General features: G+C 52.5%; 26 protein-coding genes. 20 read left to right on the top strand and 6 right to left on the bottom strand.

Annotation, left to right across the window (positions count from 1 at the left end):
• Nucleotides 1–97 precede the first annotated feature (97 nt).
• The 12 genes from nuoH to mgtE all read left to right on the top strand — a co-directional run bounded on the left by nuoH (nucleotide 98) and on the right by mgtE (nucleotide 12,930).
• Entirely contained in the window at nucleotides 98–1,177 is a 1,080-nt protein-coding gene (gene nuoH, locus ABFZ84_RS00470) for an NADH-quinone oxidoreductase subunit NuoH (protein ID WP_407067066.1), read from the top strand.
• The gene (gene nuoI / locus ABFZ84_RS00465; protein ID WP_369311669.1) at nucleotides 1,177–1,665 is read left to right on the top strand and encodes an NADH-quinone oxidoreductase subunit NuoI; all 489 of its coding nucleotides are present in this window, start codon (nucleotides 1,177–1,179) and stop codon (nucleotides 1,663–1,665) included. Before nuoH ends, nuoI begins: the two co-directional genes overlap by 1 nt.
• A 91-nt stretch (nucleotides 1,666–1,756) precedes the next feature.
• Nucleotides 1,757–2,392, top strand: coding sequence for an NADH-quinone oxidoreductase subunit J (locus ABFZ84_RS00460; protein ID WP_369311667.1), 636 nt, complete (start codon nucleotides 1,757–1,759; stop codon nucleotides 2,390–2,392).
• Between the two features lie 15 nt (nucleotides 2,393–2,407).
• Nucleotides 2,408–2,719 (top strand): NADH-quinone oxidoreductase subunit NuoK, encoded by a 312-nt coding sequence (gene nuoK / locus ABFZ84_RS00455; RefSeq protein ID WP_369311665.1) that lies wholly within the window; start codon nucleotides 2,408–2,410, stop codon nucleotides 2,717–2,719.
• 5 nt (nucleotides 2,720–2,724) lie between these two features.
• On the top strand, nucleotides 2,725–4,878 hold the full coding sequence (gene nuoL / locus ABFZ84_RS00450) for an NADH-quinone oxidoreductase subunit L (protein WP_369311663.1): 2,154 nt from the start codon (nucleotides 2,725–2,727) through the stop codon (nucleotides 4,876–4,878).
• Nucleotides 4,875–6,458 (top strand): NADH-quinone oxidoreductase subunit M, encoded by a 1,584-nt coding sequence (locus tag ABFZ84_RS00445; protein ID WP_369311661.1) that lies wholly within the window; start codon nucleotides 4,875–4,877, stop codon nucleotides 6,456–6,458. The genes nuoL and ABFZ84_RS00445 overlap by 4 nt, the downstream gene beginning before the upstream one ends.
• Nucleotides 6,458–7,900, top strand: coding sequence for an NADH-quinone oxidoreductase subunit NuoN (nuoN, locus tag ABFZ84_RS00440; protein ID WP_369311659.1), 1,443 nt, complete (start codon nucleotides 6,458–6,460; stop codon nucleotides 7,898–7,900). Before ABFZ84_RS00445 ends, nuoN begins: the two co-directional genes overlap by 1 nt.
• A gap of 3 nt (nucleotides 7,901–7,903) precedes the next feature.
• On the top strand, nucleotides 7,904–8,635 hold the full coding sequence (locus tag ABFZ84_RS00435) for a biotin--[acetyl-CoA-carboxylase] ligase (RefSeq protein ID WP_369311657.1): 732 nt from the start codon (nucleotides 7,904–7,906) through the stop codon (nucleotides 8,633–8,635).
• A gap of 19 nt (nucleotides 8,636–8,654) precedes the next feature.
• Complete coding sequence (locus ABFZ84_RS00430; RefSeq protein ID WP_369311655.1) at nucleotides 8,655–9,449, top strand: type III pantothenate kinase; 795 nt, start codon at nucleotides 8,655–8,657, stop codon at nucleotides 9,447–9,449.
• On the top strand, nucleotides 9,450–11,108 hold the full coding sequence (locus ABFZ84_RS00425) for a ribonuclease J (protein WP_369311653.1): 1,659 nt from the start codon (nucleotides 9,450–9,452) through the stop codon (nucleotides 11,106–11,108).
• Nucleotides 11,108–11,353 carry a DUF1467 family protein gene (locus tag ABFZ84_RS00420; protein WP_369311651.1) on the top strand — a complete coding sequence of 82 codons (246 nt, stop codon included), beginning with the start codon at nucleotides 11,108–11,110 and terminating at the stop codon, nucleotides 11,351–11,353. Before ABFZ84_RS00425 ends, ABFZ84_RS00420 begins: the two co-directional genes overlap by 1 nt.
• Nucleotides 11,354–11,472: 119 nt before the next feature.
• Nucleotides 11,473–12,930 carry a magnesium transporter gene (gene mgtE, locus ABFZ84_RS00415; protein ID WP_369311649.1) on the top strand — a complete coding sequence of 486 codons (1,458 nt, stop codon included), beginning with the start codon at nucleotides 11,473–11,475 and terminating at the stop codon, nucleotides 12,928–12,930.
• A gap of 6 nt (nucleotides 12,931–12,936) precedes the next feature.
• Here mgtE and ABFZ84_RS00410 read toward each other — a convergent pair whose 3' ends face one another.
• Nucleotides 12,937–13,194 carry a PEP-CTERM sorting domain-containing protein gene (locus ABFZ84_RS00410; protein WP_369311647.1) on the bottom strand — a complete coding sequence of 86 codons (258 nt, stop codon included), beginning with the start codon at nucleotides 13,192–13,194 and terminating at the stop codon, nucleotides 12,937–12,939.
• A 95-nt stretch (nucleotides 13,195–13,289) separates the two neighbouring features.
• Nucleotides 13,290–13,514, bottom strand: coding sequence for a hypothetical protein (locus ABFZ84_RS00405; RefSeq protein WP_369311645.1), 225 nt, complete (start codon nucleotides 13,512–13,514; stop codon nucleotides 13,290–13,292).
• A gap of 419 nt (nucleotides 13,515–13,933) precedes the next feature.
• On the opposite strand from ABFZ84_RS00405, the gene ABFZ84_RS00400 reads away from it, so the two are divergent.
• From ABFZ84_RS00400 to ABFZ84_RS00385, 4 genes are all read left to right on the top strand, one after another.
• The gene (locus ABFZ84_RS00400) at nucleotides 13,934–14,905 is read left to right on the top strand and encodes a lysozyme (protein ID WP_369311643.1); all 972 of its coding nucleotides are present in this window, start codon (nucleotides 13,934–13,936) and stop codon (nucleotides 14,903–14,905) included.
• A gap of 45 nt (nucleotides 14,906–14,950) precedes the next feature.
• Nucleotides 14,951–15,388, top strand: coding sequence for a DUF1489 family protein (locus ABFZ84_RS00395; RefSeq protein ID WP_369311641.1), 438 nt, complete (start codon nucleotides 14,951–14,953; stop codon nucleotides 15,386–15,388).
• Nucleotides 15,388–16,173, top strand: a complete 786-nt coding sequence (locus ABFZ84_RS00390; protein ID WP_369311639.1) for a hypothetical protein — start codon at nucleotides 15,388–15,390, stop codon at nucleotides 16,171–16,173. The genes ABFZ84_RS00395 and ABFZ84_RS00390 overlap by 1 nt, the downstream gene beginning before the upstream one ends.
• Nucleotides 16,174–16,277: 104 nt before the next feature.
• Entirely contained in the window at nucleotides 16,278–17,057 is a 780-nt protein-coding gene (locus tag ABFZ84_RS00385; protein WP_369311637.1) for an SPOR domain-containing protein, read from the top strand.
• A 22-nt stretch (nucleotides 17,058–17,079) separates the two neighbouring features.
• Here ABFZ84_RS00385 and ABFZ84_RS00380 read toward each other — a convergent pair whose 3' ends face one another.
• Entirely contained in the window at nucleotides 17,080–17,883 is an 804-nt protein-coding gene (locus tag ABFZ84_RS00380) for a fimbrial biogenesis chaperone (protein WP_369311635.1), read from the bottom strand.
• A gap of 103 nt (nucleotides 17,884–17,986) precedes the next feature.
• Between ABFZ84_RS00380 and ABFZ84_RS00375 the strand changes: the two genes are divergently transcribed.
• Together ABFZ84_RS00375 and ABFZ84_RS00370 are read left to right on the top strand one after the other, a co-directional pair.
• Nucleotides 17,987–18,826, top strand: coding sequence for a division plane positioning ATPase MipZ (locus tag ABFZ84_RS00375; protein WP_369311633.1), 840 nt, complete (start codon nucleotides 17,987–17,989; stop codon nucleotides 18,824–18,826).
• A gap of 62 nt (nucleotides 18,827–18,888) precedes the next feature.
• On the top strand, nucleotides 18,889–19,350 hold the full coding sequence (locus tag ABFZ84_RS00370; protein WP_369311631.1) for a DnaJ domain-containing protein: 462 nt from the start codon (nucleotides 18,889–18,891) through the stop codon (nucleotides 19,348–19,350).
• 18 nt (nucleotides 19,351–19,368) lie between these two features.
• Here the strand turns inward: ABFZ84_RS00370 and ABFZ84_RS00365 are convergent, their stop codons facing one another.
• The gene (locus ABFZ84_RS00365; protein WP_369311629.1) at nucleotides 19,369–20,433 is read right to left on the bottom strand and encodes a GGDEF domain-containing protein; all 1,065 of its coding nucleotides are present in this window, start codon (nucleotides 20,431–20,433) and stop codon (nucleotides 19,369–19,371) included.
• 131 nt (nucleotides 20,434–20,564) lie between these two features.
• On the bottom strand, nucleotides 20,565–22,037 hold the full coding sequence (locus ABFZ84_RS00360; RefSeq protein WP_369311628.1) for a DEAD/DEAH box helicase: 1,473 nt from the start codon (nucleotides 22,035–22,037) through the stop codon (nucleotides 20,565–20,567).
• Nucleotides 22,038–22,474: 437 nt separating this feature from the next.
• Here ABFZ84_RS00360 and ABFZ84_RS00355 point away from each other — a divergent pair, with 437 nt between their 5' ends.
• Nucleotides 22,475–22,762 (top strand): hypothetical protein, encoded by a 288-nt coding sequence (locus tag ABFZ84_RS00355; protein WP_369314524.1) that lies wholly within the window; start codon nucleotides 22,475–22,477, stop codon nucleotides 22,760–22,762.
• A gap of 18 nt (nucleotides 22,763–22,780) precedes the next feature.
• Nucleotides 22,781–23,371 (top strand): hypothetical protein, encoded by a 591-nt coding sequence (locus tag ABFZ84_RS00350; RefSeq protein WP_369311627.1) that lies wholly within the window; start codon nucleotides 22,781–22,783, stop codon nucleotides 23,369–23,371.
• Here the strand turns inward: ABFZ84_RS00350 and ABFZ84_RS00345 are convergent.
• Entirely contained in the window at nucleotides 23,298–24,506 is a 1,209-nt protein-coding gene (locus ABFZ84_RS00345; protein WP_369311625.1) for a hypothetical protein, read from the bottom strand. The genes ABFZ84_RS00350 and ABFZ84_RS00345 overlap by 74 nt on opposite strands.
• Nucleotides 24,507–24,676 lie beyond the last annotated feature (170 nt).

The raw sequence follows: 24,676 nt of genomic DNA, 5'->3' as shown, positions 1-24,676 counted from the left end.
TAAAGCTGATATTTTTGCCCAATAGGGCCTAATTGCGACCGATTGGCCCCCTTTACCCCCGTGACTAGTGATGCAATCCGCATTATGACGCGGGCCCATGGAAATGCTGACCAATATCTGGGAATTTTTGTCGACCCGTCCCGCGGATCAGGGCTGGGTTGGCTGGCTTGTGCCAACAGTCATTCAGGCGTTGGCGCTAATTGTGACCTTGCTGCTCGCGCAGGCCTTCCTGATGTATTTCGACCGCAAGGTTTGGGCGGCGGTTCAAATGCGCAAAGGGCCGAACGTCGTTGGCCCATTTGGTTTGCTCCAATCTTTCGCGGATTTGCTGAAATTCGTTTTCAAAGAGATCTTGATCCCATCAGGGGTCAATAAAGTCGTCTTTATCCTCGCGCCGATGATTACGTTCATTTTAGCGCTTGTGGGGTGGGCCGTCATTCCGGTGGGGCCGGGCATGGTTGGTGCCGACATCAATGTGGGCATCCTCTATCTCTTCGCTATCTCGTCGCTGGGCGTTTACGGGGTCATCATGGGTGGTTGGGCCTCCAACTCGAAATACGCCTTCCTCGGCTCTCTACGCTCGGCCGCGCAGATGGTTTCCTACGAGGTCTCAATCGGCTTTGTGATCATCTCGGTTCTGCTTTTGGTTGGCTCTTTGAATCTTTCGGATATTGTCGAAAGCCAGTCGCGCGGGTGGGGGATTTTGAATTGGCATTTCATCCCGCTATTTCCAATGTTTATTGTGTTCTTTATTTCGGCACTGGCCGAGACCAATCGACCGCCGTTTGATTTGCCCGAGGCTGAATCAGAACTGGTTGCCGGCTATCAGGTCGAATATTCCTCGACCTTGTTCCTTTTGTTTATGATCGGCGAGCTGGCGAACATCCTGTTGATGTGCGCGATGTTGACCATTTTGTTCTTTGGCGGTTGGCATTCGCCCATCCCGTGGGCTCCGCTAGAGGCCGTACCGGTTTTCTGGTTCTGCTTGAAAATCGTCTTTTTCTTCTTTTTCTTCGCTATGGTGAAAGCCATCGTACCGCGCTACCGCTATGACCAACTTATGCGGATCGGTTGGAAATTCTTCCTGCCTTTCTCGCTTTTGTGGGTTGTTCTGGTCGCCGGGCTGATGCTCGCGATCCCTGGGCTTGAAGACTGGTTCCAGAGCTGGAGATACTAATGTCGCGTGTTGGACAGGCGCTAAACGGCTTTTTGCTAAAGGATTTCCTCAAAGCATTTGTTTTGGCGATGAAATATTACGTGCGGCCAAAACCGACGCTGAACTATCCGTTTGAAAAAGGTCCGCTTAGCCCGCGTTTTCGCGGCGAACATGTTTTGCGCCGCTATCCAAATGGCGAAGAACGCTGCATCGCCTGTAAGCTTTGCGAGGCGATTTGCCCGGCTCAAGCGATCACGATTGAGGCCGAACCGCGCGATGATGGTTCACGACGCACGACGCGCTATGACATCGACATGACCAAGTGCATTTACTGTGGCTTCTGTCAGGAAGCTTGCCCGGTGGATGCGATTGTCGAGGGGCCAAATTTTGAGTTCGCGACCGAGACCCGAGAAGAGCTTTTCTACGATAAAGACCGGTTGCTTGCTAATGGCGATCGCTGGGAAAGAGAAATCGCCAAAAACCTAGAACTTGACGCCCCATACCGCTAGAAGGACCGCCAACCGGTCGGAAATTTTCCATTCTGCCGACCATTCATCAACTTGACCCTTAAGCTGAACGGACGCTACGCCGCGAAACCTTATGATTGCAGTCGCCGCCTTTTATATCTTCGCCGTCGCTGTCATTGCCTCTGCGGTAATGGTCATCGCGTCAAAGAACCCAGTTCATTCGGTTCTATTCTTGATTAGTGCGTTTATCGCCGCATCGGGGCTCTTCGTGCTGATGGGGGCTGAATATCTCGCGATGGTGCTGGTCGTTGTTTATGTGGGCGCGGTCGCGGTTTTATTCCTGTTTGTCGTGATGATGCTCGACGTTGATTTCGTCGAGTTGAAGCAGGGGTTTTTGCAATATTTGCCTTATGGCGTGGTGCTCGCCGGTATTGTCGTGGTCGAGCTTATTCTGGTTGTGTCTGTGTGGGTGTTTCCATCCGAGGCAGATCTGGCGCGGGCGCACCCTTCGCCGACCGTTGCGCAAACGGTTGCTGACCCGAACGGCCCGACGAACATCGAGGCACTGGGGCTGATCCTTTATACTGACTACGTCCATTACTTTCAGATCGCTGGCATCGTTCTTTTGGTGGCGATGATCGGGGCGATCATTCTCACATTCCGCACCCGTGAAGGGATCAAAAAACAAGATGCCGCCGCACAGGTCGCGCGTACACGCGACGACGGTGTTGAGCTGGTGGACATCCAGTCGGGACAGGGCTTGTCATGAGGAAGGTTTCTTAAAATGGCAGCAATTGGTCTTAGCCATTATCTCATCGTCGCTGCAATCTTATTTGCGATCGGTATGGCGGGCATTTTTCTGAACCGGAAAAATGTCATCGTTATTTTGATGTCGCTCGAACTGATGTTGCTTTCGGTGAACATTAATCTCGTGGCATTCTCGCAATTTCTTGGGGACCTTACGGGCCAGGTTTTTGCGTTCATGGTACTGACGGTTGCTGCTGCTGAAGCTGCGGTCGGTCTTGCTGTCCTTGTCGCGTATTTCCGCAATCGTGGCGATATCGCCGTCGAAGACGCCAACTTGATGAAGAACTGATCACAATGACCTTTGAGCCCTTTGTTGTTCTCCTTCCGCTTTTCGGGGCCATGCTTGCGATGCCGGTCGGCCGCGCATTCGGCACGCGTGCGGCCGAGCTTCTGACGACGGGGCTTTTGTTGATTACGGCGTTGATCGCGTGGACGCTGTTTTTTGACGTTGCGCTCGGCGGTAATGCGCGCACGATTACGTTGTTTGAGTGGGTTGGGTCGGGCGCGTTCAAAGCAAACTGGGCGGTTCGCCTTGATACACTTTCCGCGATCATGCTGGTGGTGGTGAACTCGGTGTCATTCCTCGTTCATTGGTATTCCATGGGGTACATGAAGGACTATGGCGAGCAGTCGCGGTTTTTTGCGTATCTTTCGCTCTTTACCTTTGCGATGTTGACCTTGGTGACAGCTGACAACTTCCTCCAGCTTTTCTTCGGTTGGGAGGGTGTGGGCCTCGCGTCATATTTGCTTATTGGTTTCTGGTTCAAGAAAAAATCGGCGAATGCGGCGGCGATCAAAGCATTTGTGGTCAACCGCGTTGGCGACTTTGGTTTCGCGCTTGGGATCATGTGTGTCTTTTACGTTTTTGGCTCGATCCAATTTGACGACGTTTTTTCCGCCGTTGCTGCAAATGCGGAGGTTATCCCCTTTGGACGCACCGTCGGGGCACCAATTCAGGAACTGACAATCACGTTCCTTGGTCAGTCATTTCATGCTCTAACCGTCATCGGGATTTTGTTGTTCATCGGCGCGATGGGTAAATCGGCGCAGTTCCTTCTTCACACTTGGTTGCCCGATGCGATGGAAGGTCCGACACCGGTTTCCGCGCTTATCCACGCCGCGACCATGGTGACCGCTGGTGTGTTCCTCGTATGCCGCGCGTCCGTCATTTATGAATATGCGCCAAACGCAGCGGCGATGATTACGCTTGTCGGTGCGATTACCGCGTTCTTTGCGGCGACCGTTGGCCTTCTTCAAGACGACATCAAAAAAATCGTTGCATATTCGACCTGTTCGCAGCTTGGCTATATGTTTTTTGCTGCTGGCGTTGGCGCGTATGACGCAGCGATGTTCCACCTGTTTACACACGCATTTTTTAAGGCGCTGCTGTTCCTTGGTTCTGGTGCGGTTATCATTGGGATGCATCACGAACAGGACATCAAAAAAATGGGCGGCGTCAAAGAGCTGATGCCATTCACCCATATTTTGATGATTATCGGCACGATTGCGATTACCGGCGTTGGTATTCCGGGATTGATGGTTTTTGGTGCGCCGTTCGGCACCGCTGGTTTTGTTTCAAAAGACATGATCCTAGAAGCGGCATTTTTCGGCGGTGAAGCGGGCAAAGCGTTTGGCTATTTCGCCTTTACGCTTGGTATGCTCGCGGCGGTGATGACGGCGTTCTATTCATGGCGCTTGATTTTCTTGACGTTCTGGGGGCCATCGCGCGCACCTGAACATGTCCGCAAGCATCCGCATGCCGTGCCTGATGCGATGATGATGCCGCTAATTCCGCTTGCGATTGGTGCGTTGCTCGCTGGTATCGTGTTCTTCCCGAACTTCATGGGCGATAAGTCCGAAGCGTTCTGGAACGGCGCTATCTACAAGGCCGACGCCCACCACGAAGAAGTGGTAAGTTCTGCCGATCATTTGAATGCGGCTGAGGTTGCTGCGCTTGCTGCCGATGATCATGGGGCCGAAGCGTCGCATGCTGATGAAAGTCACGGCGATGATGCAGCTGAGTCGCATGGCGACGATGGCGGACATCACGTGCCGACATGGGTTCTCTGGGCACCGTTATTTGCGATGTTGACGGGGACGGGTGCTGCCGCATTCCATTATCTGCGCGGCGATCCATTGCGGCCCGGGCTCTTGCGAGAGGGCGGCATGATCTATGCCTTCTTGAAGAACAAATGGTATTTCGACGAAATTTATGACTACTTGATTGTCAAACCGGCGCTTCGTTTCGGGCGTTTCCTTTGGAAAGACGGTGACGGTAAAACCATTGACGGTGTCGGCCCCGACGGTATTGCGAATGTGGTCGCGATTGGCGCACGCCGGATCGTAAAAATGCAGAGTGGCTATGTTTATCATTACGCGTTCGCGATGCTTATCGGTATCGCCGTGTTCGTAACTTACATTCTCGTTCGGGCAGGGGGCGGCCAGTGATTACTGAAAGTTTCGCCAACCAGCCTTGGTTATCCATGCTGACATTCGCGCCGCTCGTTGGTGCATTGTTTATTGTCGCGGCTCAGTTGATGGCACGCAAAAGCGATGATGGCGTTATCGTTGGCCGTGATCTTGAAAATGTCGAACGCAATGCGAGAATTATCGCACTGGTCTTTACGATTGGTACGTTTGTCATCTCGCTCGGTGTTTATGCGCTCTATGATCCAACAATCGCGGGCTATCAGCTCGTTGAAAAAGTGTCATGGATCGGAAGTGGCATCAGCTATAAAATGGGCGTGGACGGAATTTCGATTCTGTTCGTTTTGTTGACCACGTTCTTTATGCCGATTTGTATCTGGGCATCGTGGGACTCGATCAAAAACCGCGTTGCGGAATATATGATCGCATTCCTGATCCTTGAGACCTTGATGATTGGCGTGTTCTGTGCGCTCGATTTGTTTTTGTTCTACTTCTTCTTTGAGGGCAGCTTGATCCCGATGTTCTTGATCATCGGCGTTTGGGGATCGAAGGGCACAAAAGAGTTCGCGGGCGTTTCTATGCCGAGCCGGATTTATGCGTCGCTCAAGTTCTTCCTTTATACGTTGCTTGGTTCATTGTTGCTGCTCGTTGCGATGGCGTGGATGTATGGGCAAGCTGGTACAACGGATATCCCAAGCCTTCAGAATTTTGATTTCGCAGCCGGGGCACAGAAATGGTTGTGGCTTGCCTTCTTCGCATCCTTTGCGGTGAAGATGCCGATGTGGCCGGTCCATACTTGGCTGCCCGATGCACACGTTCAGGCCCCGACGGCGGGCTCCGTCGTACTGGCGGCGATCCTTTTGAAAATGGGCGGCTATGGCTTCCTTCGTTTCTCCTTGCCGATGTTCCCGATCGCCAGCTTTGACTTTGCGCCGCTGGTTTATGCGCTTTCGATCATAGCGATCATTTACACCTCGCTTGTGGCGCTGGCGCAGGAAGACATCAAAAAACTGATTGCCTATTCATCGGTTGCGCATATGGGCTTTGTGACCATGGGTATCTTTACCGGCACGAAGCAGGGGATTGAGGGCGGTCTATTTCAGATGCTTTCACATGGCTTTATCTCTGGTGCGCTGTTTCTTTGTGTCGGCGTTGTTTATGACCGGATGCACACGCGAGAGATTGCTGCCTATGGCGGCCTTGTCCATCGGATGCCGATTTACGCATTTTTGTTCCTGTTCTTTACGATGGGGAATGTGGGCCTACCGGGTACCAGCGGCTTCGTCGGCGAGATTCTTGCGATGACGGGTGCGTTCAAAGTCAATAGCTGGATTGCGTTCTTCGCGGCGTTTGGGGTCATTCTTTCTGCGGCGTATGCGTTGCGGCTCTATCGTCAGGTCATCTTCGGAGAGCTGACAAAAGAAGCGTTAATGAATATTGCCGATGTGAACCGACGCGAGTTGATCATGCTCGGCGTGCTGATGGCATTCACACTTTATCTCGGTTTCAACCCAGGGCCGGCATTGTCCGTGTTCAGCCCGGCTGTTGATTTGTTGATTGAAAATTACGATGCAGCGCTCGCCGCTGGCGGAGGAAACTAATGGGCCTCGCTGAAACCCTTTCCTTTGCGTATCCGGAATTGCTGTTGGCGATTGGGTCAATGGCACTACTGATCGCGGGTGTTTTCATCGGTGATAAATCTGCAAAGCAGATTTCGCTGGGTGCGGTCCTTTTATTGGTTGCTGCAATTCTGCTTGTGCTTTTTGCACCGGGTGCGCCGGCCGCGTCGCTGTTTGATGGTGCGTTCCGAATTGATGCGTTCGCTGACTTCTGCAAAGTGTTGATCTTTGGTTCTGCGGCAATCGCTATCCTTATGTCGGAGCGCTATTTGGCGAACGAGCAAAAAGGCCGGTTTGAATTTCCTGTGCTGATTGTGCTTGCGGCATTCGGTATGTCGCTGATGGTGTCTGCGACCGATCTTATTTCGCTTTACATGGGCATCGAAACGCAAAGCCTGGCACTTTATATTCTGGCTGCGTTCAACCGTGACAGCCGCCGCTCAACAGAAGCCGGGTTGAAATATTTCGTTCTTGGTGCGTTGTCGTCTGCTTTGCTGCTCTATGGTGCATCGCTGGTTTACGGCTTTACAGGGGCTACAACGTTCTCAGAAATCGCGCGGATTGCCGCTTTGTCATCGGAAAACTATGGCCTGATCATTGGTCTTGTTTTCATGATTTCAGGCCTCGCGTTTAAGGTTTCAGCAGCACCGTTTCATATGTGGACGCCTGATGTGTATGAGGGCGCACCCACGCCGGTTACGGCCTTCTTCTCTGCGGCACCAAAACTAGCGGCGATGGCATTGTTCACCCGCTTGCTAACAAGTTCATTCCTTGATGTCGTTGTTGATTGGCAACCGGTGATTGCATTAATCGCGTTGGCGTCGATGGCCATTGGTGCATTTTCGGCTATTGCGCAGACCAATATCAAACGTCTGATGGCGTATTCTTCGATTGGCCATATGGGCTATGCGTTGATTGGCCTTGCGGCGGGCACCAATGACGGTGTTGGTTCTGTTCTAATTTACATGGCGATCTATATGGCCATGACGATTGGTACGTTTGCGATCATTCTCATGATGCGTCGTCGTGGTGGCATGACCGAAAATGTTTCCGACCTTTCGGGCCTTTCACGAACCAACATGCCAATGGCCGTGATCATGACGGTGCTCATGTTCTCGCTGGCGGGTGTTCCGCCGACAGCCGGTTTCTTTGGAAAGTGGTTTGTGTTTATTGCGGCTGTTGATGCGGGCTTAATCTGGCTTGCTGTGGCGGGCGCGGTCTTGAGTGCGGTTTCCGCGTTCTACTATCTTCGGATCGTTTGGTTCATGTGGTTTGATGAGCCTGTACCGGCGTTTGAACGTGACAGCGGATCAATTTTGAAAGTTGCGGCTTGGGGTTCGGCGATTTTGATGTTCCCTGTTCTGACTATTTTTATGGGCCCACTTTCCAGCGCTGCGGGGCATGCCGCCGCATCGCTTTTCTAACGCGTGACCCGGTTTCCATCTGGCACCGCGTTCGAACTTTATGATAGTCTTGACTCAACCAGCCTAGAGGCAAAGCGCCGTGCTGAAAAAAGCATGGCTGAGCCTCGCTGGTTTGTTGCTCTAAAACAAACGGCGGGGTATGGCCGTCGCGGGCGTGATTGGAAACAGCGCACCGGCGATTTTGCCGGCACACTTTTGTTTCGGCCAGATGGTCCCGTTGAACATCGTGGTCAGCTTTCGTTTATTGTAGCGCTTACGCTTGCGTTCACGCTTGATGAATTTATTGACGCCGAACGCATCCAATTGAAGTGGCCTAATGATGTGTTGTTAGGCGGCGCGAAATGCGCAGGAATCTTGCTTGAAAATCTTGATGACTATCTCGCGATTGGGATTGGCGTAAATATCGTGAATGCGCCCGGCGGGCTCGAATATAAAACTGCCCGCATGATGGATTTCACGGATGCACCGCCGGAACCAGCACAGCTTTGCGCGCGTCTGGACCATCATTTCTGGACACTATACCGCGAGTGGCGCGCGACGGGATTTCCATCGATTAAAAATCGCTGGACCGACAGGGCTGTAGGAATCGGCACTGAGATTACGGTTCGCCTGCCTAATGAAACGCTTTCAGGCACATTTAACGGCATTGATGATAATGGTGCGCTGATATTGCGCTCTGGCGCGGGAAAGCGGATTATTACAGCCGGTGAGGTCTTCTTTGGGCCCCGCCGATAGTTACGAATAGGAATTGCCAATGCTGCTTGCGATTGATGTCGGCAACACAAACTCTGTTATCGCGCTGTTCGACGGCGAGAAACCCGTCGCGCAATGGCGTTCATCGACATCCACCGTCAGAACTGCTGATGAATATGCGGTCTGGTTATCGCAATTGATGGGCATGGCTGATTATCAACTCTCAGACGTGAGTGAGTGCATAATCTCAACTGTGGTGCCGCAATCGCTGTTTCATTTGCGCAATCTTTCGCGCCGTTATTTTGAGCGCGAACCTTTTGTGATTGGTCATGATAACGTTCCCGGTCTGGAAGTGCGGATCACGAAACCGTCTGAGGCGGGCGCCGACCGACTGGTCAATGCCGTCGGCGCGTTCACTGCCCATGGTGGGCCGTTGATCGTGGTCGATAGTGGTACGGCGACCAATTTCGATATTGTCGGCGCGGATGGTGCGTTTGAGGGCGGGGTGCTAGCGCCGGGGATTAACCTTTCGATGCAAGCCCTTCATGAAGCTGCCGCGCGTCTGCCGCGTATCGCTATTGAAAAGCCTGAAAAAATTATTGGTACAGATACAGTGGGCGCAATGCAGACTGGCGTTTATTGGGGTTATATCTGTTTGATTGAGGGCCTGATTGAAAAGATAAAGATTGAGTACGGACAATCTATCAAGGTTGTGGCGACAGGCGGTATCGCGTCGCTCTTTGAAGGTCAAACGAAAGCCATTGATGTTTTTGATCATGATCTGACTATTCGTGGTCTTCTTGAAATACATAAGCGCATTAAAGCTGCCCGCGCGCAAAATGCGGATGTAAATTAGATGTCGAAAAAAGAACTCGTCTTTCTTCCGCTCGGTGGTTCCGGCGAGATCGGTATGAACATGAACCTTTATGGGTTCGGCACGCCGGCCAACCGTCAATGGATCATGATTGATTGCGGCGTCATGTTTGGGGACCTGTCGACGCCGGGTATTGATCTAATTTGTCCTGACCCGGCATATATTCTCGAAGAAAAAGAAGCGCTCAATGGATTGCTGCTGACCCATGGCCACGAAGACCATATTGGTGCTGTTGCTTTGCTTGCGCCAAAGCTTGGCTGTCCGGTTTATGCGACGCCGTTTACCGCTGCGTTGGTCGCGCGAAAGCTGGAGGAGTATGGCGAGCACGATGTTGAATTGAATGTCATCGACATGAATGCGCGTTTTCAGATCGGCCCGTTTGATATTGAATATGTAACGTTGACCCATTCAATCCCTGAGCCAAGCGGTATCATCTTGCGAACAGAGCTAGGGGATGTGTTGCACACGGGCGATTGGAAGATCGATAAAGCGCCGACATTGGGGCCGGTCACTGATTCTGAAATCATCAAAAAATTGGGCGATGATGGCTTGATGGCGATGGTTTGTGATTCGACCAATGTATTATCGTCTGGCGAGTCCGGATCAGAATCGGCGGTGCGTGAATCACTGACCAAGCTGATCGCAAAGCAAGAGGGACGTGTCGCAGTCACGACTTTCGCATCTAATGTTTCGCGGGTTGTTTCCATTTGTGAAGCGGCGATGGCCGCAGATCGCAGCGTGTGTTTGTTGGGGCGGTCTATGTTGCGTATCGTCGACGCCGCGCGCGAGACGGGTATTCTGCCCGAAGGGCTGCGGTTTGTAGAGCCGCGTGATGCAGGGTTTTTACCGCGCCAGCACGTTCTTTATCTTTGTACCGGAAGCCAAGGCGAACCGCGGGCCGCGCTTTCACGGATCGCGCGGAATGATCACCGCGACTTGACCTTGTCGGCGGGGGATACAGTCATTTTCTCGTCCAAGATTATACCCGGCAATGACCGTGAGATTTATAACCTCCAGAACGACCTGGTCGAACTTGGTGTGAAAATCATCACCGAGAAAGACGAATTCATCCATGTTTCTGGTCATCCGTGTCGTGAAGAGTTGCGTGCTATGTATGACTGGGCACGCCCGGAAATCTCGATCCCGGTGCATGGTGAAGCTCGCCATCTCGAAGAACATGCTAAATTTGCTCTGGAGCTGGGCACTAAGCGCAGTTTTGCGCCGCGGAACGGTGATCTGATCCGCATCGCGCCCGAAGGCCCGGAACGTATTGAAGTGGTGCCTGCGGGGCGAATTTTCCTTGATGGCGATACTTTATTGCCTGATGGCGCGCCGCCAATCCGCGAACGTCGAAAGCTCTCCTATGCGGGGGTACTGGTGGTCTCGGTTGTATTTGAACGGGCAGAACTCGTTGATGACGTCGCGATTGATGGGGTCGGTATTGTCTCGACGATAGAAGAAAGCGACGATATGTCGGACCTGTCGGGGGATATCGAAGAGGCATTATTTGCGCTACCAAAGACCAAGCGCAAAGATGACGAAGCCGTCTCGCTGGCGGTGAAACGCGCTGTTCGCGTTTATTTTGATGATGTTTGGGGCAAGCGTCCTATCGTCATCACCCAGATACATAGGATCGAATAATGAATCCCGCAGGCGCAATCGTCATTTATATCGTTTGGTGGTGGGTGGTTTTTCTCGCTGTTCTGCCGCGCGATATTCAAGGCCGATGGGAAGCACCTGACGACGGTGTCGAAGGGGCTGATCCCGGCGCACCGGTGACGCCCAATATCGGTGCCAAGGCGTGGCTCGCAACGAAGATAGCGGTGATCTTTTGGGCGGTGACGGCAGCAATCATTGTTAGTGGCATTTTCAATTTCACTGACTGACCCGGTATCGTCGCGTTAAGAAATATTTTCGTCACCGACTGCCCTTGCCATCGTGAATAGGCTATCCTAGCAAGACCCCAATTAATCTTTTCCATAGGTATAAGAGGCGAGGGCTGTCTATGAGCGAAATCGCGCCCGCCGAGAACGAGTTGCGCCCGGAAGAACCGGAAGACGACGCTCAGTTTGCGGACGACCGCACGCTGTCGACGGAATTCGTGCGCTCGGTTGTTGACGCGTTGGACGCCGAAGACGCTGAAACCTTTAAGGGACTGACCGAAGAGCTTCACGCGGCTGACTTTGCCGACCTTATGGGCCTATTGCGCGATGACGAGCGCGAATCTCTGATCCGGCTCATGGGTGGGGCGATCCCATCTGATGTTCTCGCGGAGCTTGATGGCGATCTCCTCGAAGAAGTCATCGATGCAATGGAGCCATCAAAGGTCGCTGAGGCGGTTGTCGAGCTTGACACTGATGACGCGACTTTTCTGCTCGAAGACCTCGACGAAGAAAAACAGGCAGAAATTCTGGCGCTCGCGCCAATCGAAGATCGGCTAGCGTTGCGCGCGGCACTCGACTTTGAAGAGGAGAGTGCCGGCCGCCTGATGCAGCGGGAATTCTTTGCGTCACCTGCGTTTTGGACTGTTGGTCAGATCATCGACCGGATGCGTAGCGCCGAGGAACTTCCCGACCGATTCTACGAAGTGTTTGTAGTTGATCCCGCTTTCAAACCGGTCGGGTCCGTGCCTCTTTCGACGCTTTTAAAGGCATCACGCGAAACGGTCATCGAAGATTTGATGAATAGCCGTGATATGCGGTTGGTGCCGGTCACTATGGACCAAGAAGAGGTCGCGTATCTCTTTGAACAATATAATCTGATCTCGACGCCAGTGGTTGATGATGCTGATCGATTGATTGGGATGATCACGGTGGACGATGTGGTCGAAATGGTCCGCGAAGAAACCCACGAAGATATGCTTGCGCTTGGTGGTGTTGAGGCCGACACGGGTCTATCCGACACGGTGATCGAGACCGTGCGGTCTCGCTTTTCTTGGCTTGCGATTAATTTAGGTACGGCAATCATGGCGTCTTTGGTGATTGCGCTTTTTGATGCAGCCATCGGTCAGATTGTTGCGCTGGCCGTTTTGATGCCGATTGTTGCGTCGATGGGCGGCAATGCGGGCACGCAGACACTAACGGTTGTTGTGCGATCATTGGCAACCAAAGATTTGACCGCGACAAACGCTGCGCGTGTTGTCTTTCGCGAAGCCACGGTTGGGTTTTTGAACGGTGTTATTTTTGCGGTGATCATGGGCATGCTTGCGGGTGTTTGGTATTTTGCAAGCGGCTGGGGCACAGAAAACGAAGCCATCCGTTTAGGGATCGTTGTTGGTGTAGCCATGATCATTAATTTGTTGGCGGCTGGTCTTGCTGGGATTTTGGTGCCGATTGGGCTTCAACGCGCGGGGGCCGATCCCGCGGTTGCTTCTGCGGTGTTTGTTACGACTATCACTGATATTGTCGGGTTTTTTGTCTTTTTGGGGCTTGCCGCCGCGGTATTGTTACCGGCGGCAAGCTAGTCGCTTTTATGTGGTGTGCTGAATTTTACGCCGCTGCCAATAAAGCATCACACCGCCCAGCATCAAAATAATCAGTAAACCGGGTTCTGGAGCATCGACCGGCGGTTCTGTGGGTGGTTCGCAATCTTCATCATCTTCGTCACAAGGGGGCGTGACGGGTGGGATGACCACTGGCGGTATAAGGACCGGTGGCTGACGCGGCCAGTCCGGCAGGAATAGCGGCTGAATTGGTGGATACAGCGTCTCGTTGACAACCGGGTTCACTGGCGGCGCAACAGGCGTTTCTGTCGGAACCCGCCTCGGCTCGGCTGGCTTGACCGGATTGTAACCGGCAAGCCGCGTAGGAACCGGGCGGGGTGCTAAAAAGCCTCTTTGGTGACCTTCCGCTCGCCTTCACCACAGCAACCGCAGTTGACTACAATGTCATTGCGAATGTCACCGACGGCTCGCGCATACCACGCCGCGAATTCTTCGTCGCTCATACCAGTGGAGCTTGCTTGGTCGCCGCCAAACCCACCTGTGAACAAAATCGCTAGCGCAATGATCGCAGCAGCGACGATGTTCGTGATCCCATTACCCATCATAAGACACCTCAAACGCCACGCCCCCGCTTATGCCATTCATAACGCCATTATGGCGAATTCAGCAGAGGGCGATTGGCTCTGTGAGCGATACTCCCAATTTCTGTGCCAGAAAATAGCGCACGCGAAGTTGGCTGGTTTTTATATAACCTATTTCAATTCAATGACTTAGGCTGAATTGGCTAAATTGGGCGCATCCCAGATAGGGGCATTTTGCCAAGGATGTGCGGCAAAACTGTGCCGATCCGACGCATTTTTTTTGCGGCCGGTGCATGATCGCGGTGGTGCATCTACCCAATTCAGCCCTAACATGATAAGAATCGTTAACGGTAAATTCGTGGGGGGAGCCGTGGATTTCGCTAGTTTGATGCGAAGCGGCGAACTCTGGTGGGAACAGTAGTCTAGAGGGGGTCTGCGGGCTGATGCGGACGGGAGAGACCGGTCTTAATCTGATCAAAGGGTACGAGGGGCTTCGTATGTCGGCGCATTACGCACCGACAGAGGAGTGGACCGTCGGCTATGGTCATACAGGTTCAGCGCGCCACGGCATGAGTGTCACAGAGGGGGATGCCGAACGTCTCCTTAAAGATGACGTGCGACCAATCGAACAATTAATCACCGATACAGTTCGGGCACCGCTGAACCAAAACGAGCATGACGCGGTTGTTTCGCTCATTTTCAATATTGGTGAAGATAATTGGAAGCGCTCGACGGCTCTGCGCAAGCTCAACGCTGGCGATAAGCTTGGTGCTGCGAACGCGTTCGAATATTGGACTAAGGCATACGTAAATAATGAACTGGTCACGCTTGATGGATTGGTACGTCGCCGCGCGGCCGAAAAATCTTTGTTCTTGATGCCAACAGATGCGGCATTGGTTGTTCCGACTTCTGACGTTCATCCCGCCGCTGAATGTGAACCGGAATATGTTTCGGATCGTGTCTATAGTGCAAAGCCATTAGTCGATTTCGATAGCCTGAAAGACGATGCGAACAGGGCACTGGCACCAGAGGAGCGCGCGGCACGTACACGTGCGTTGTTTGCGGCAACGCAGGCGCTTTCTGGTGAGCCTACAAAAATGATTATCTCGAAGGCCGAAGAACGCGCCGATATGGGCGTTACCGTTGGGGCACTTCTTGCGGGGCTTTTGGCCTTTGTGATGACGGGTATTGGTGCGATCTTGCTTGTCGGGCAAGAAGCGCCCGGTCTCGCCGAAGCGATGGGCCTTAGCTATGAGCGCTTTACGACGATTTTTGAAAGCCTGCCCATCTGGATTTCAGCGATCGGCGCGGCCATGTGTTATTTCATCCTTTATATCCTTGTGAAGCGTTCTGCGCGTCACGACCTCAAGCGACAACGTGCGCGAGACCTCGCCCAGTTGCGCGTCGCCGAATAGCACTTACATCCATCCACGAAACAAGCGTGGATGTGACAGGAAAGCATGAAAGCCCTTAATCTCGTAAAACTCTGTGTCGGGGCTGAAGCAATAGATGATTTAATCGCGCGGATCGAACATCGCGTGCGCGTGAATGAGGCCGCTGGTATTGGCAGGGTTCATGATCATGTGACGCGGATGCACCCACGGCGAGAATCAGAATTGCTTGCCGGTGGTTCGATCTATTGGGTTATAAAAGGGGTTATTCTTGCGCGCCAACCTATCGTCGGTTTTAATAAACAGACGGGGACAGATGATATCCGGCGCACTGCGATTATGCTTGATCCGGGTTATGTTTTAACCGAAGCGCAACCGCGCAGAGCGTTTCAAGGTTGGCGTTATCTCACCGCAGAGGACGCGCCAGCGGATTTGAAAAAGGGCAAGGGGCGGAAGGGGCCACCCCCTGAACTTGGGCGCAAACTGGCAGAATTGGGGCTTTTATAATGCCAACAGTAAAAACGATTGCGATGGGCGCAGGGGCCGTCGGGGCGGCTGGTATTGCGGTTATCACGCCGCCAATACTTAACAATAACAGTACTGAAGAAGCCACCAAAGAGGCCGATCAATATTCACTTTGCCTGAAAGCAGATTTACAGCTTTTTAAGGGCGCTGATGCGCGGTGTTATAACCGAAAAGAAATCTACGACTTATTAGATAAACCATTGGTCAATCAAGACGGTGCCAACGTCTCTGTTCGTCTCACGCACCCAAGTGACGCCAGCATTACGCCCGAGGATGCAACGACCTGCCGTCAGTATCGCGAATATATGTTTGATGGTTGGTTCGCGATGACATCGCGCGATATGCGCCGCGAGGGATATTTTAAGCGCGCATGTGGCGTGTTGACAGCCTTGTTTGAAGCGCAAAAGGCATCAACACAATTTTTCTCGAATGGTTCCCCTACCGATGAAGAAGTTGCGGGCCTTGCCCCTACGATGCGAATGGGGGAGGTGCGCAATCTGGCCGAGTCGATTTCAGTGTCGCGGGCCGACGATTATCGTTGGGAAATTAATATCGGTGATCAGACCGTTTTTCTGACCGAACTTGCCAATGCTGATTTTGACAATGACGGTATCGAAGAAATTCTGGGCTATTCTGCGGGGCTAATGGCTGGTGGGTCTGCACGTTTTTATCATGTGGGATTGATCGAAAAAGATAATGCCGATGCGCCATTGCGGTTTACATTGATGGATTTTGACCAAAACCAAGCCGCAGGTGCCGGTGGCTAGTGGTGGTCTTGAAACTTTCCTAAAACTATTTCAAAGGATTGGATGACCTGGCGCGGGGGGCTATGATAAGGTCGAATCGGGGGCTTTTGCAGGAGAGGCCGATAGTGTCAGCGTTCTATAAATCGATCCCGTCACCGAGATTTTCCAAGCCCTTTCCGTCGTTGAAAAACGTTGGTCTTGCGCTGATTTTTGCGACGCTTTCCGCGTGCGCCTCAACGCCAGATAGGTCACCGTTGGTCGATGCGAGCGTCGCGGACCAGCAAGCCGCCTTGCAAAAGGTGGCTTCACTCGAAGCGGAAGTTACACGATTAAAGTCGCAAAATGCGAGACTTTCCAATGAGGTTTTGGCGCTTCAGCGGGATAAAGATCGCCTTGCTGCCGCTGAGAGCGCAGAAACAACGGTTCCGACGCCAAAGCCAGACGTGGCTGAGAAGAAAGAACCGCCAAAGCAACAGGCGGTGGTTGATGACGCGCCGTCGCCCGCACTCGCGCAGAGTGAAGTGCCGGTCGAAACCTCACCACGTCTCGTGCAACCAACATTCGCCTCAAATGAAACCGTGTTTGAGAATGAAGCCGAAGGTGACATCAAAACAGAAAGTGTTTTGTTTGGTGTTCATCTGGCATCTTATCGCAAACCCGAAGAAGCGCGCGCTGGATGGCGACAGTTACAGCGTGAAAACCCCGAAGAACTTGGGTTGTTAGAACCGCGTGTTGAAAGCGTTTCCGTTAAAGGAAAAGGAAAGTTTGTCCGGCTTGTGGGTGGGGGTTTTGCCTCGCGTGACAAGGCCGAAGCGCTTTGTTTGCAGCTTAAATCGCGGGGACTGTTTTGTTCCGTAACCGGATTTGAGGGCGATCGTTTATCCTTGGCCGAAGGGCAGGGGTGAACTGGCGGCATTACCCATTGAGTTATTTAGGCGGTGCGATATCAAAGACGCGCCGATCAAACAATACCCCGTCAAACTCTGCATCGCCTTCGTAACGCAGCTCTAGCTCGCCGGCATCTAATGCGACAAAGCCGAACGGTATGGTGACTTTGCGTTCGGTTGCGTCAATAAAACCCGCAACATTTTCGCGTCGGCCTAACTCGCGTGTTGGTGCGCCTTTTGGCGTAAAGCGCACCAGCATCCTGCCAAAGGTAGAAACCGTGCCGCGCGGCTCAATGGTCGTTTCCAACATTAATAAGCCGGCATCATCGCGCAACAATTTGGTTTCGGTAATTTTGGCTTTTGCCTCGCCGCCATTGCGCAGCATAACCGGTGCGGAAATCCCAAGCCCCACATCAATTTGAAGACCGCTGTTACTGGCCTTTCTGATCGGGGTGCGGGAAGCCTCGGTTTCGATCAGCAAATGCGACCGCTTTTCGCCGTTAGGAATAGTGACACCGTCTTTTATCCAAACATCGACCAGCATTCGCTCGCCGGGTTTCAGGCGAAACTGCGCAGGTGAAACCATCAAATAGGGTGCAGCGCTCATTTCCGCGCGGGCGGTGGGCGTAGCTGGGGCGTATCCAATATCGGTCGCAGAGAGATCGACCCAGGTGACGCGTCCGTCCATAATATGCTCTGAGGCGTTAGATACGGTGAACGCCGCCCGTGGGTGTTCCGCGGTGAGGACCTGACGCAATGGCGCAAGGCCCATATCCGCATGCGCTGTGGTGATTGCCAGAAGCATCACCATCACAGAAAGTACGCAATTAACCACTATCGCCATAAGCACCAGAATCGTCTCACACTCGTTATACGAGGGGAGTCGTTTCCCATCGGTAAGCAAGTTTCATGAAAATTGGCCAACCGTGCCAATAGCGGATTTTGAGATGACACACGTAATAGTGCTAGGGAATGAAAAAGGTGGATCAGGTAAGTCCACAACCGCGATGCACGTGATTGTGGCGCTTATGAAGTCCGGCAAAAAGGTCGGTGCGGTCGATCTCGATATTCGCCAGGGCAGTCTCACGCGATATATCGAAAATAGAAAAAAATTCAGTGAAATCAAAGGAAAAGAACTTGATCTTCCGGTTATGGCAGAGGTTAAGCCATCGAGTGTAGACAGCCGGACGGAGTCTCAGGCACAGGAAACCGCGAACCTTCAGGAAGCGCTGGGCACCCTTGATGAATGTGACTTCGTGGTGATCGATTGTCCCGGTGCAAACACCCATTTGTCGCGTCTTGCCCACCTTCATGCCGATACGATTATCACGCCGCTTAACGATAGCTTCGTTGATTTCGACCTCTTGGCGCGGATCGATCCCGAAACCAATAAAGTCACAGGGCCAAGCCTTTATAGCGAAATGGTCTGGACCGCGCGAAAGCATCGGGCGATGTCTGGTGTGCCGGGTGGCATTGATTGGGTCGTCATGCGGAACCGCCTTTCCGCAACCCGGGCCCGCAATAAGAAAACGATGGGTGACAAGCTCGAAGAGCTGTCTTCGCGAATTGGTTTTCGCCTCGCGCGCGGTTTTGGCGACCGGGTGATCTATCGCGAATTGTTCCCGATCGGGCTAACGCTGCTCGATCTCGGTGGTGTAGATTCGCCAGTGCGGCTTTCAACCATGAGCCACGTGACGGCGAGGCTGGAAATTCGGTCCTTGGTTGCAACCCTCAATCTTCCTGCCGGTGAAGCTTCGGCACCCGCCAAAGAGGCTGCGGCGGCCTAGCCGATCGGGCCATCAGATTGATTGTAATCGCCAGTCAGTAGGGATGCGGTTATGCTATCACTATGTTGATTGGTGCTCTTGCCTTGATCGTTGCGATTGGTGCGGCCGGATGGCTGTTGTTTCGTCTTGCGGGTAACACCCAAAAAGGCGGCAAGCGCAATATGACCACCTTAAAAGTAATCGCTTGGCTCGCGCTTAGTGGTGCACTGCTGGCCGCAAAATTATGGCCACTCGCATTCATGGTGCTTATCGCAGCGGTTGGTGTTGCGGCCATTGAGGCATGGCGCGGCAACGAAGCCGGGCTGGATGAAACACCACCGAGCCGAAAAGTGCCGGCACGGACAATGACCGAAGATGAAGCACTCTCAGTGCTTGGCCTTAAGGCTGAGGCGGGGGCAGAAGAAATCAGAACCGCCCACCGAAAGTTAATCGCGCAACTTCACCCCGATAAGGGGGGGACAGATTATTTAGCCGCAAAGATCAACGAAGCACGTGATTTTCTTTTGCGGCGACTTGGTGAATGAAGAAGGGTAAAGGCGCGCCTATGCGACGCCTTTTTGCCTTTCTTGCGGCATTTCACTGAATTCTTTTTCGTCGATAACTCGGTTGCGCCCACTATTTTTCGCCGCGTAAAGACAATTATCGGCACGCTCTATGAGCATTTCCATCGTCTCACCTTCTTTAAGAAGAGCAACACCCATAGACATTGTTACAACGCCCAAGTCTTCGTCGGTTCGACGTTTGCGTAATCGCCGTGATTCAACGGCCGTGCGGATACGATCAGCAAGCATGTGCGCATTTTTAAGCGTCGTACCCGGCAGCACGATTGCAAACTCTTCACCACCATAACGCGCGAGAAGATCTTTGCCCTTCACATTGGCGGTCATCACATCGGCAACAAATCGTAAGACCTGATCTCCGGTTTGGTGGCCCCAAGTGTCGTTGAATTTTTTGAAATGATCGATGTCGCTCAGTACAAGTGCCAAAGGTTCTTTTGCCTCGCCCGCTTCGGTCATGTGTTTGTCTAGCGAACGGTCAAAGGTAGCACGGTTCGCAATCCCGGTGAGGGCATCGCGCATGGCCTCGGCCTGAATGGCCTCCACATCGCGTTGAAGGTTACTTACCTCTTCGGCGGAGGCCGCAAGCCTGTTTTCGAGGTTTGCATTTTCCGACATCATATTTTTTGTGACTGAAAGCACACCTTCGAGAAGGGTACCAACGGCCGGGTAATTGTTCGTGGATTCGCGTAGTTGAGCGCTAAGGCTGGTCAATTTTTCATTGTGCCCACTCGCGCTTTCACCTGACTTTTCGACGATATCCCAAAGGTCGGTCACTTCTGTGTGGAAGCGCGTGACAAGATTGATGACATCATTTGATATGTCGTCATGCTGGACGAGCTGGTCATAAAGCGCGTCGGCTTTTTCCTGACTGACCTTGCCGGTTTCATCCATCGCTTTTTGTATATGCGCAGAGAGCGCGGGGTTTTTTCCCTCCGCATGCGCATACCAAAGTTCGTAATTTCGTGGTGTCGCGCAAAGGCCGGTCGCTCTCAGTGCTGCCAATGCCATTTCCGCGAAACGATGCGTGTCGTCAATTCTTACCGTCATACTGCCCTATCGTTCCTCATCATGAGGGTTCTCCCCTGAGGAAAAACTAGGTCAGTACAGTAAAATAAAGACTAAGACCGCCGCGCGCATTGTGCGTTTAGCAAGAACCTTAGGCGTAGGTTAACAGTGTATTAACGTGCGACTTCGCGCAGGATAAATGCGGGAACATGGTCGCCCAAGCCGACCACTGGTGTTGGTGATGTTTCGCGGCGACGGGATGACTTTGAATCATTGCGGCTATTCCGGCGTGGGGCACGATTGGGCTCGCGCTTTTTATCCGTTTGAGATGATTGCTCGTTGCCATCAGTAGCCTCAGCAATTTCGGGCTGTTGATCGGCGTCCGCCGGGTTTTCGGCCTGTTTCTCAGTTGATTTGTCGCCGCGCTTTTCAGCACTCCGCGAAGAACGCTTTGATCCGCGTGGTTCGGCTTTTGACTTGCCGCGTCGCTTGTCAGTAACCGGATTTTCTTCAAAAAATTTCGTGAAATCCAAGGCTTCGATTTCTGACTGTGCGATTGTTTTCAAGATCTGGTCGTAATGCTTATCGTCCGAAGGGGTGATCAACATCATCGCTGCGCCTTTCTTGCCGGCGCGACCGGTGCGGCCAATGCGGTGGACATAATCATCCGCATGAATGGGCACATCATAATTGAACACATGGCTTACCGCAGGAATATCAAGACCGCGTGCTGCCACGTCAGAGGCAACAAGGAACTGGACTTCGTCGTTGCGGAACTTGTCTAGCGTTTCCATACGGAAGGCTTGTGCAAGATCGCCATGAATGGGGCGCGCGTTGAAGCCGTGCTTTTGAAGCGATTTTGCAACGATATCGACGGTGGATTTGCGATTGCAAAAAATGATGCCGTTTTTCACATCATCGGCGGTAATCAACTCGCGCAACACATTGCGTTTGAGTTTGTCATCGCGGGTAGGGAGTTTTACGATGCGCTGAGTAATCGTTTCGGCTGTGGTCGCGGGTTTAGCGACTTCAACGAACGCAGGCGCATGAAGGAATTGGTCTGTGATGCGCTGAATTTCTGGTGGCATCGTCGCCGAGAAAAATAATGTCTGGCGCGTCATTGGTGTGAGCTTAAAGATTTTCTCGATATCGGGAATAAAGCCCATATCAAGCATCCGGTCAGCTTCGTCGATTACCATGACTTCGATTCCGTTGAGCAACAAACGCCCGCGCTCAAAGTGATCTATCAGGCGGCCTGGCGTTGCGATCAACACATCAACGCCGCGGGTTAATTTTGCGTCCTGATCACCAAACGACACACCACCGATCAGAAGCGCCATGGATAGCTTGTGGTTGACGCCATATTTTTCAAAATTTTCAGCGACCTGCGCGGCTAATTCGCGGGTCGGGGCCAGAACAAGTGATCGCGGCATGCGCGCCTTGGCGCGGCCCTTGGCCAGCCGGTCAATCATTGGCAATGTAAATGATGCGGTCTTGCCCGTTCCAGTTTGCGCGATACCAAGAACATCTCGGCCCTCTAGCGCAGGTGGAATGGCTTCTTTTTGAATTGGGGTTGGGTTCTCGTAGCCAGCCGCAGTGATAGCTTCGAGGAGTTTCGGCGATAGGCCGAGTTCGGCAAAGGACATTCAGTCTCCGTTTATATTTATTGCTGGTATTGCAAGAGGGGAGCCGGTTATTCGCCGGTTCAGGGTCTCGAAATTATCCAGTCTTTTTCGTCACATCGGCGGGGTTGATTTCAACGCCCCGCTCTTCCGCCATGGAAGCGATGCGTCATCTGGCAATTTGCGCCGGGTGGGGCGCGGTCGCGATGGGTATTGCGCTGGCGTCTTATCGTGGGACCGAGTTCCTGTGAATTTTGATTCCTCAGGGATTTCGACCGATTGCGCGCGCTGCATTGCAACATTGCGATGCCGGAGGTAAGGGCCTTTCCGGCGAGAGTCAACAATCTCGGCCCTTTTTGGGGGCTATGTGGCTGGTGTCGCGGTATTTTGTTGCCTAAAATCATCACATGACGGAGCGATTACATATTCGATGCGCAATCTATGCGGGTCTGGCGTTCTTGATGTCAGGCAATAGCGCTCTGGCGGAAGATGGTTATGATCATGATGCATGTTTGTGGAACGGCTTTCCGCTTAATGGGCGTGTGCAAATTGTCGAAAGCTTCCCCGACATAAAGGTAGAACAGGTTTCGAGCTTTCCTGATCTCAAAGTCAAAGTTGTTTCGAGCTTTCCAGACAACTGTGGCGAGTGGGAATTTGTCGATAGTTTTCCCGATTTGAAAATTCAGTATGTGAATAGCTTTCCAGACATTAAGGTGGAATTTGTCGAAAGCTTTCCTGGTTGGCCATAACAATAAAGGCAAGATCCTATGCGAATTCTGCTCTTCATAACGGCATTTATCTTTGTGGGTTGTGCACCCAAGCAATCTCCGGCTGATGCATTTTTTGAAACCTTGAGCGCTCATTGCGGAAAATCATATGCCGGGGAGATCACATCAAACGATGCAGCGGATGCTGATTATGCTGATGCACCGTTGGTGATGGAAGTTCGCACTTGTTCTGAAGACGAAATCCGCATTCCATTCCATATTGATGACAACCGCTCGCGCACCTGGGTCATTACCCGAACGGGTGATGGTCTACGCCTGAAGCATATCCATCGACACATGGATGGCACGCTCGATCCGGTTACAAATTACGGTGGCGATTCTGCGCGTTTTGACGGACACCGTGTTGAGTTTCCGGTAGATGAATTTTCGGTGGCGCTATTTGAAAAAGAAGGGCTGACAGCAGCCGTGACGAACACATGGGCGATTGAGCTGAGTGATGATCAATTTGCCTACGAATTATTTCGCGAAAATCGAACATTCAGAGCAGAATTTGACCTTACGCAGTCCGTGAAATCGCCGCCCGCGCCATGGGGTGAGAAGATGAACGATGAGACGGGCGAGGGGCATTGATACTGCTGAGGAGTAAAGTCAGCGCGAGAATGAGGGCACCAACGCTGACATAAAAACTCGTCGTGGCGTGCACATCGGAGATGGGAAGCCCCGGGAAATTGCTGCCGCGCCAAAACAAGAGTGCGGCAAACAATGCGATGGCCCCAAGTGGTGGCCGAAGGCCGGCACCATACAAAAGAATACTGCCGACCAATAAGAAGTAAGCGGGCTCAAGCGGTGCAACGACCATCATCACCGCGAGCGCTGCCATAAGATTATCAATGGTTTTTAATCGCGGATTGCTGTTGCGACCGGTTAGACCAACCGCGCAGGTCACGGTTAATGCTAGCAGCGTATAGAATATTGTGCCGAGGTCTGGTGCGCCCACCAAAAACATAAAGTGCCGAAGGCCGGTCGAATATTCCGGAAGGTTTTGGTGGCTATTGATGATAGCACTAATCATGTCGGGTGCGGGGGTAATCGCCAGTGCCGGTGCGGAGATGATAAATGTGAGTAAGACACCCAACGCGATGACGCGGCGACCATAGGCGGAAAGTGCAAGCGCAGGCACGGTTAGAATTGCAACCGTGGGTACAAAGAACAAAATGCAAAGGCTTGCACCGCACGAAAGTTCACGTTTACCGATGGCAGACCGGATCAATAAACTCGCGCCAAAATAAACGAGGGCAGGCGCACCACCTAGTTGTAGGCCAAACGCAGCGGATTGACTAAGCGCTACAAAGCTGACGTGGAAAAAGAACAAAATGACAGGCGGCTGACTACGAAAGAAATCCGTCAGCTTATTTTCCGAAACCAGAATCGTTCGATCTTTGAATGAATAGAACGCCGATACGTTGAGCGCACTTGCCCCGAGCAATAGCCCGGTGGTCACAACCATCAACACCCGCGATGCCAAGAGCGGATCCATCAACGAAAGAAAACTCGCGATGGGCATCCATGCGGGCATTGGCTGCCATGCAAGGTCCGCTTGATAGGGCGATGCGCCAATGGTCCAGCTTTGCCCTGCCAGCCATATCAGTTGGCTATTGGGTGCGATCATCGACCAATGCGTCATCAGTTGAAAAATAAGATGGGCCAGCCCCGCGATAAATGCGATCGGTGCCAGAACGTTCAGGATGTTTCGAAACGCAGTCATATTCCCCCAGATATAGGGGAAGGATAAACACGTAGCGCTAAAGGTCGGGTTAATCCGGCGCGGGTTTTACAACCACCGGGTGACGCAAGTGGTTTCGCTGAAATTTATTTCATTAAATTTCATCCCCGCCTTTCGGGACGGGGGTAAATTGCATCTGTCATTAGCAAGAG

The organism is Hyphococcus lacteus, from assembly GCF_041058985.1.
GTDB classification, from domain to species: Bacteria; Pseudomonadota; Alphaproteobacteria; order Caulobacterales; family Parvularculaceae; genus Hyphococcus; species Hyphococcus lacteus.
The sequence above is the reverse complement of the archived record's forward strand: the minus strand, read 5'-3'. Positions and strand labels throughout refer to the sequence as shown.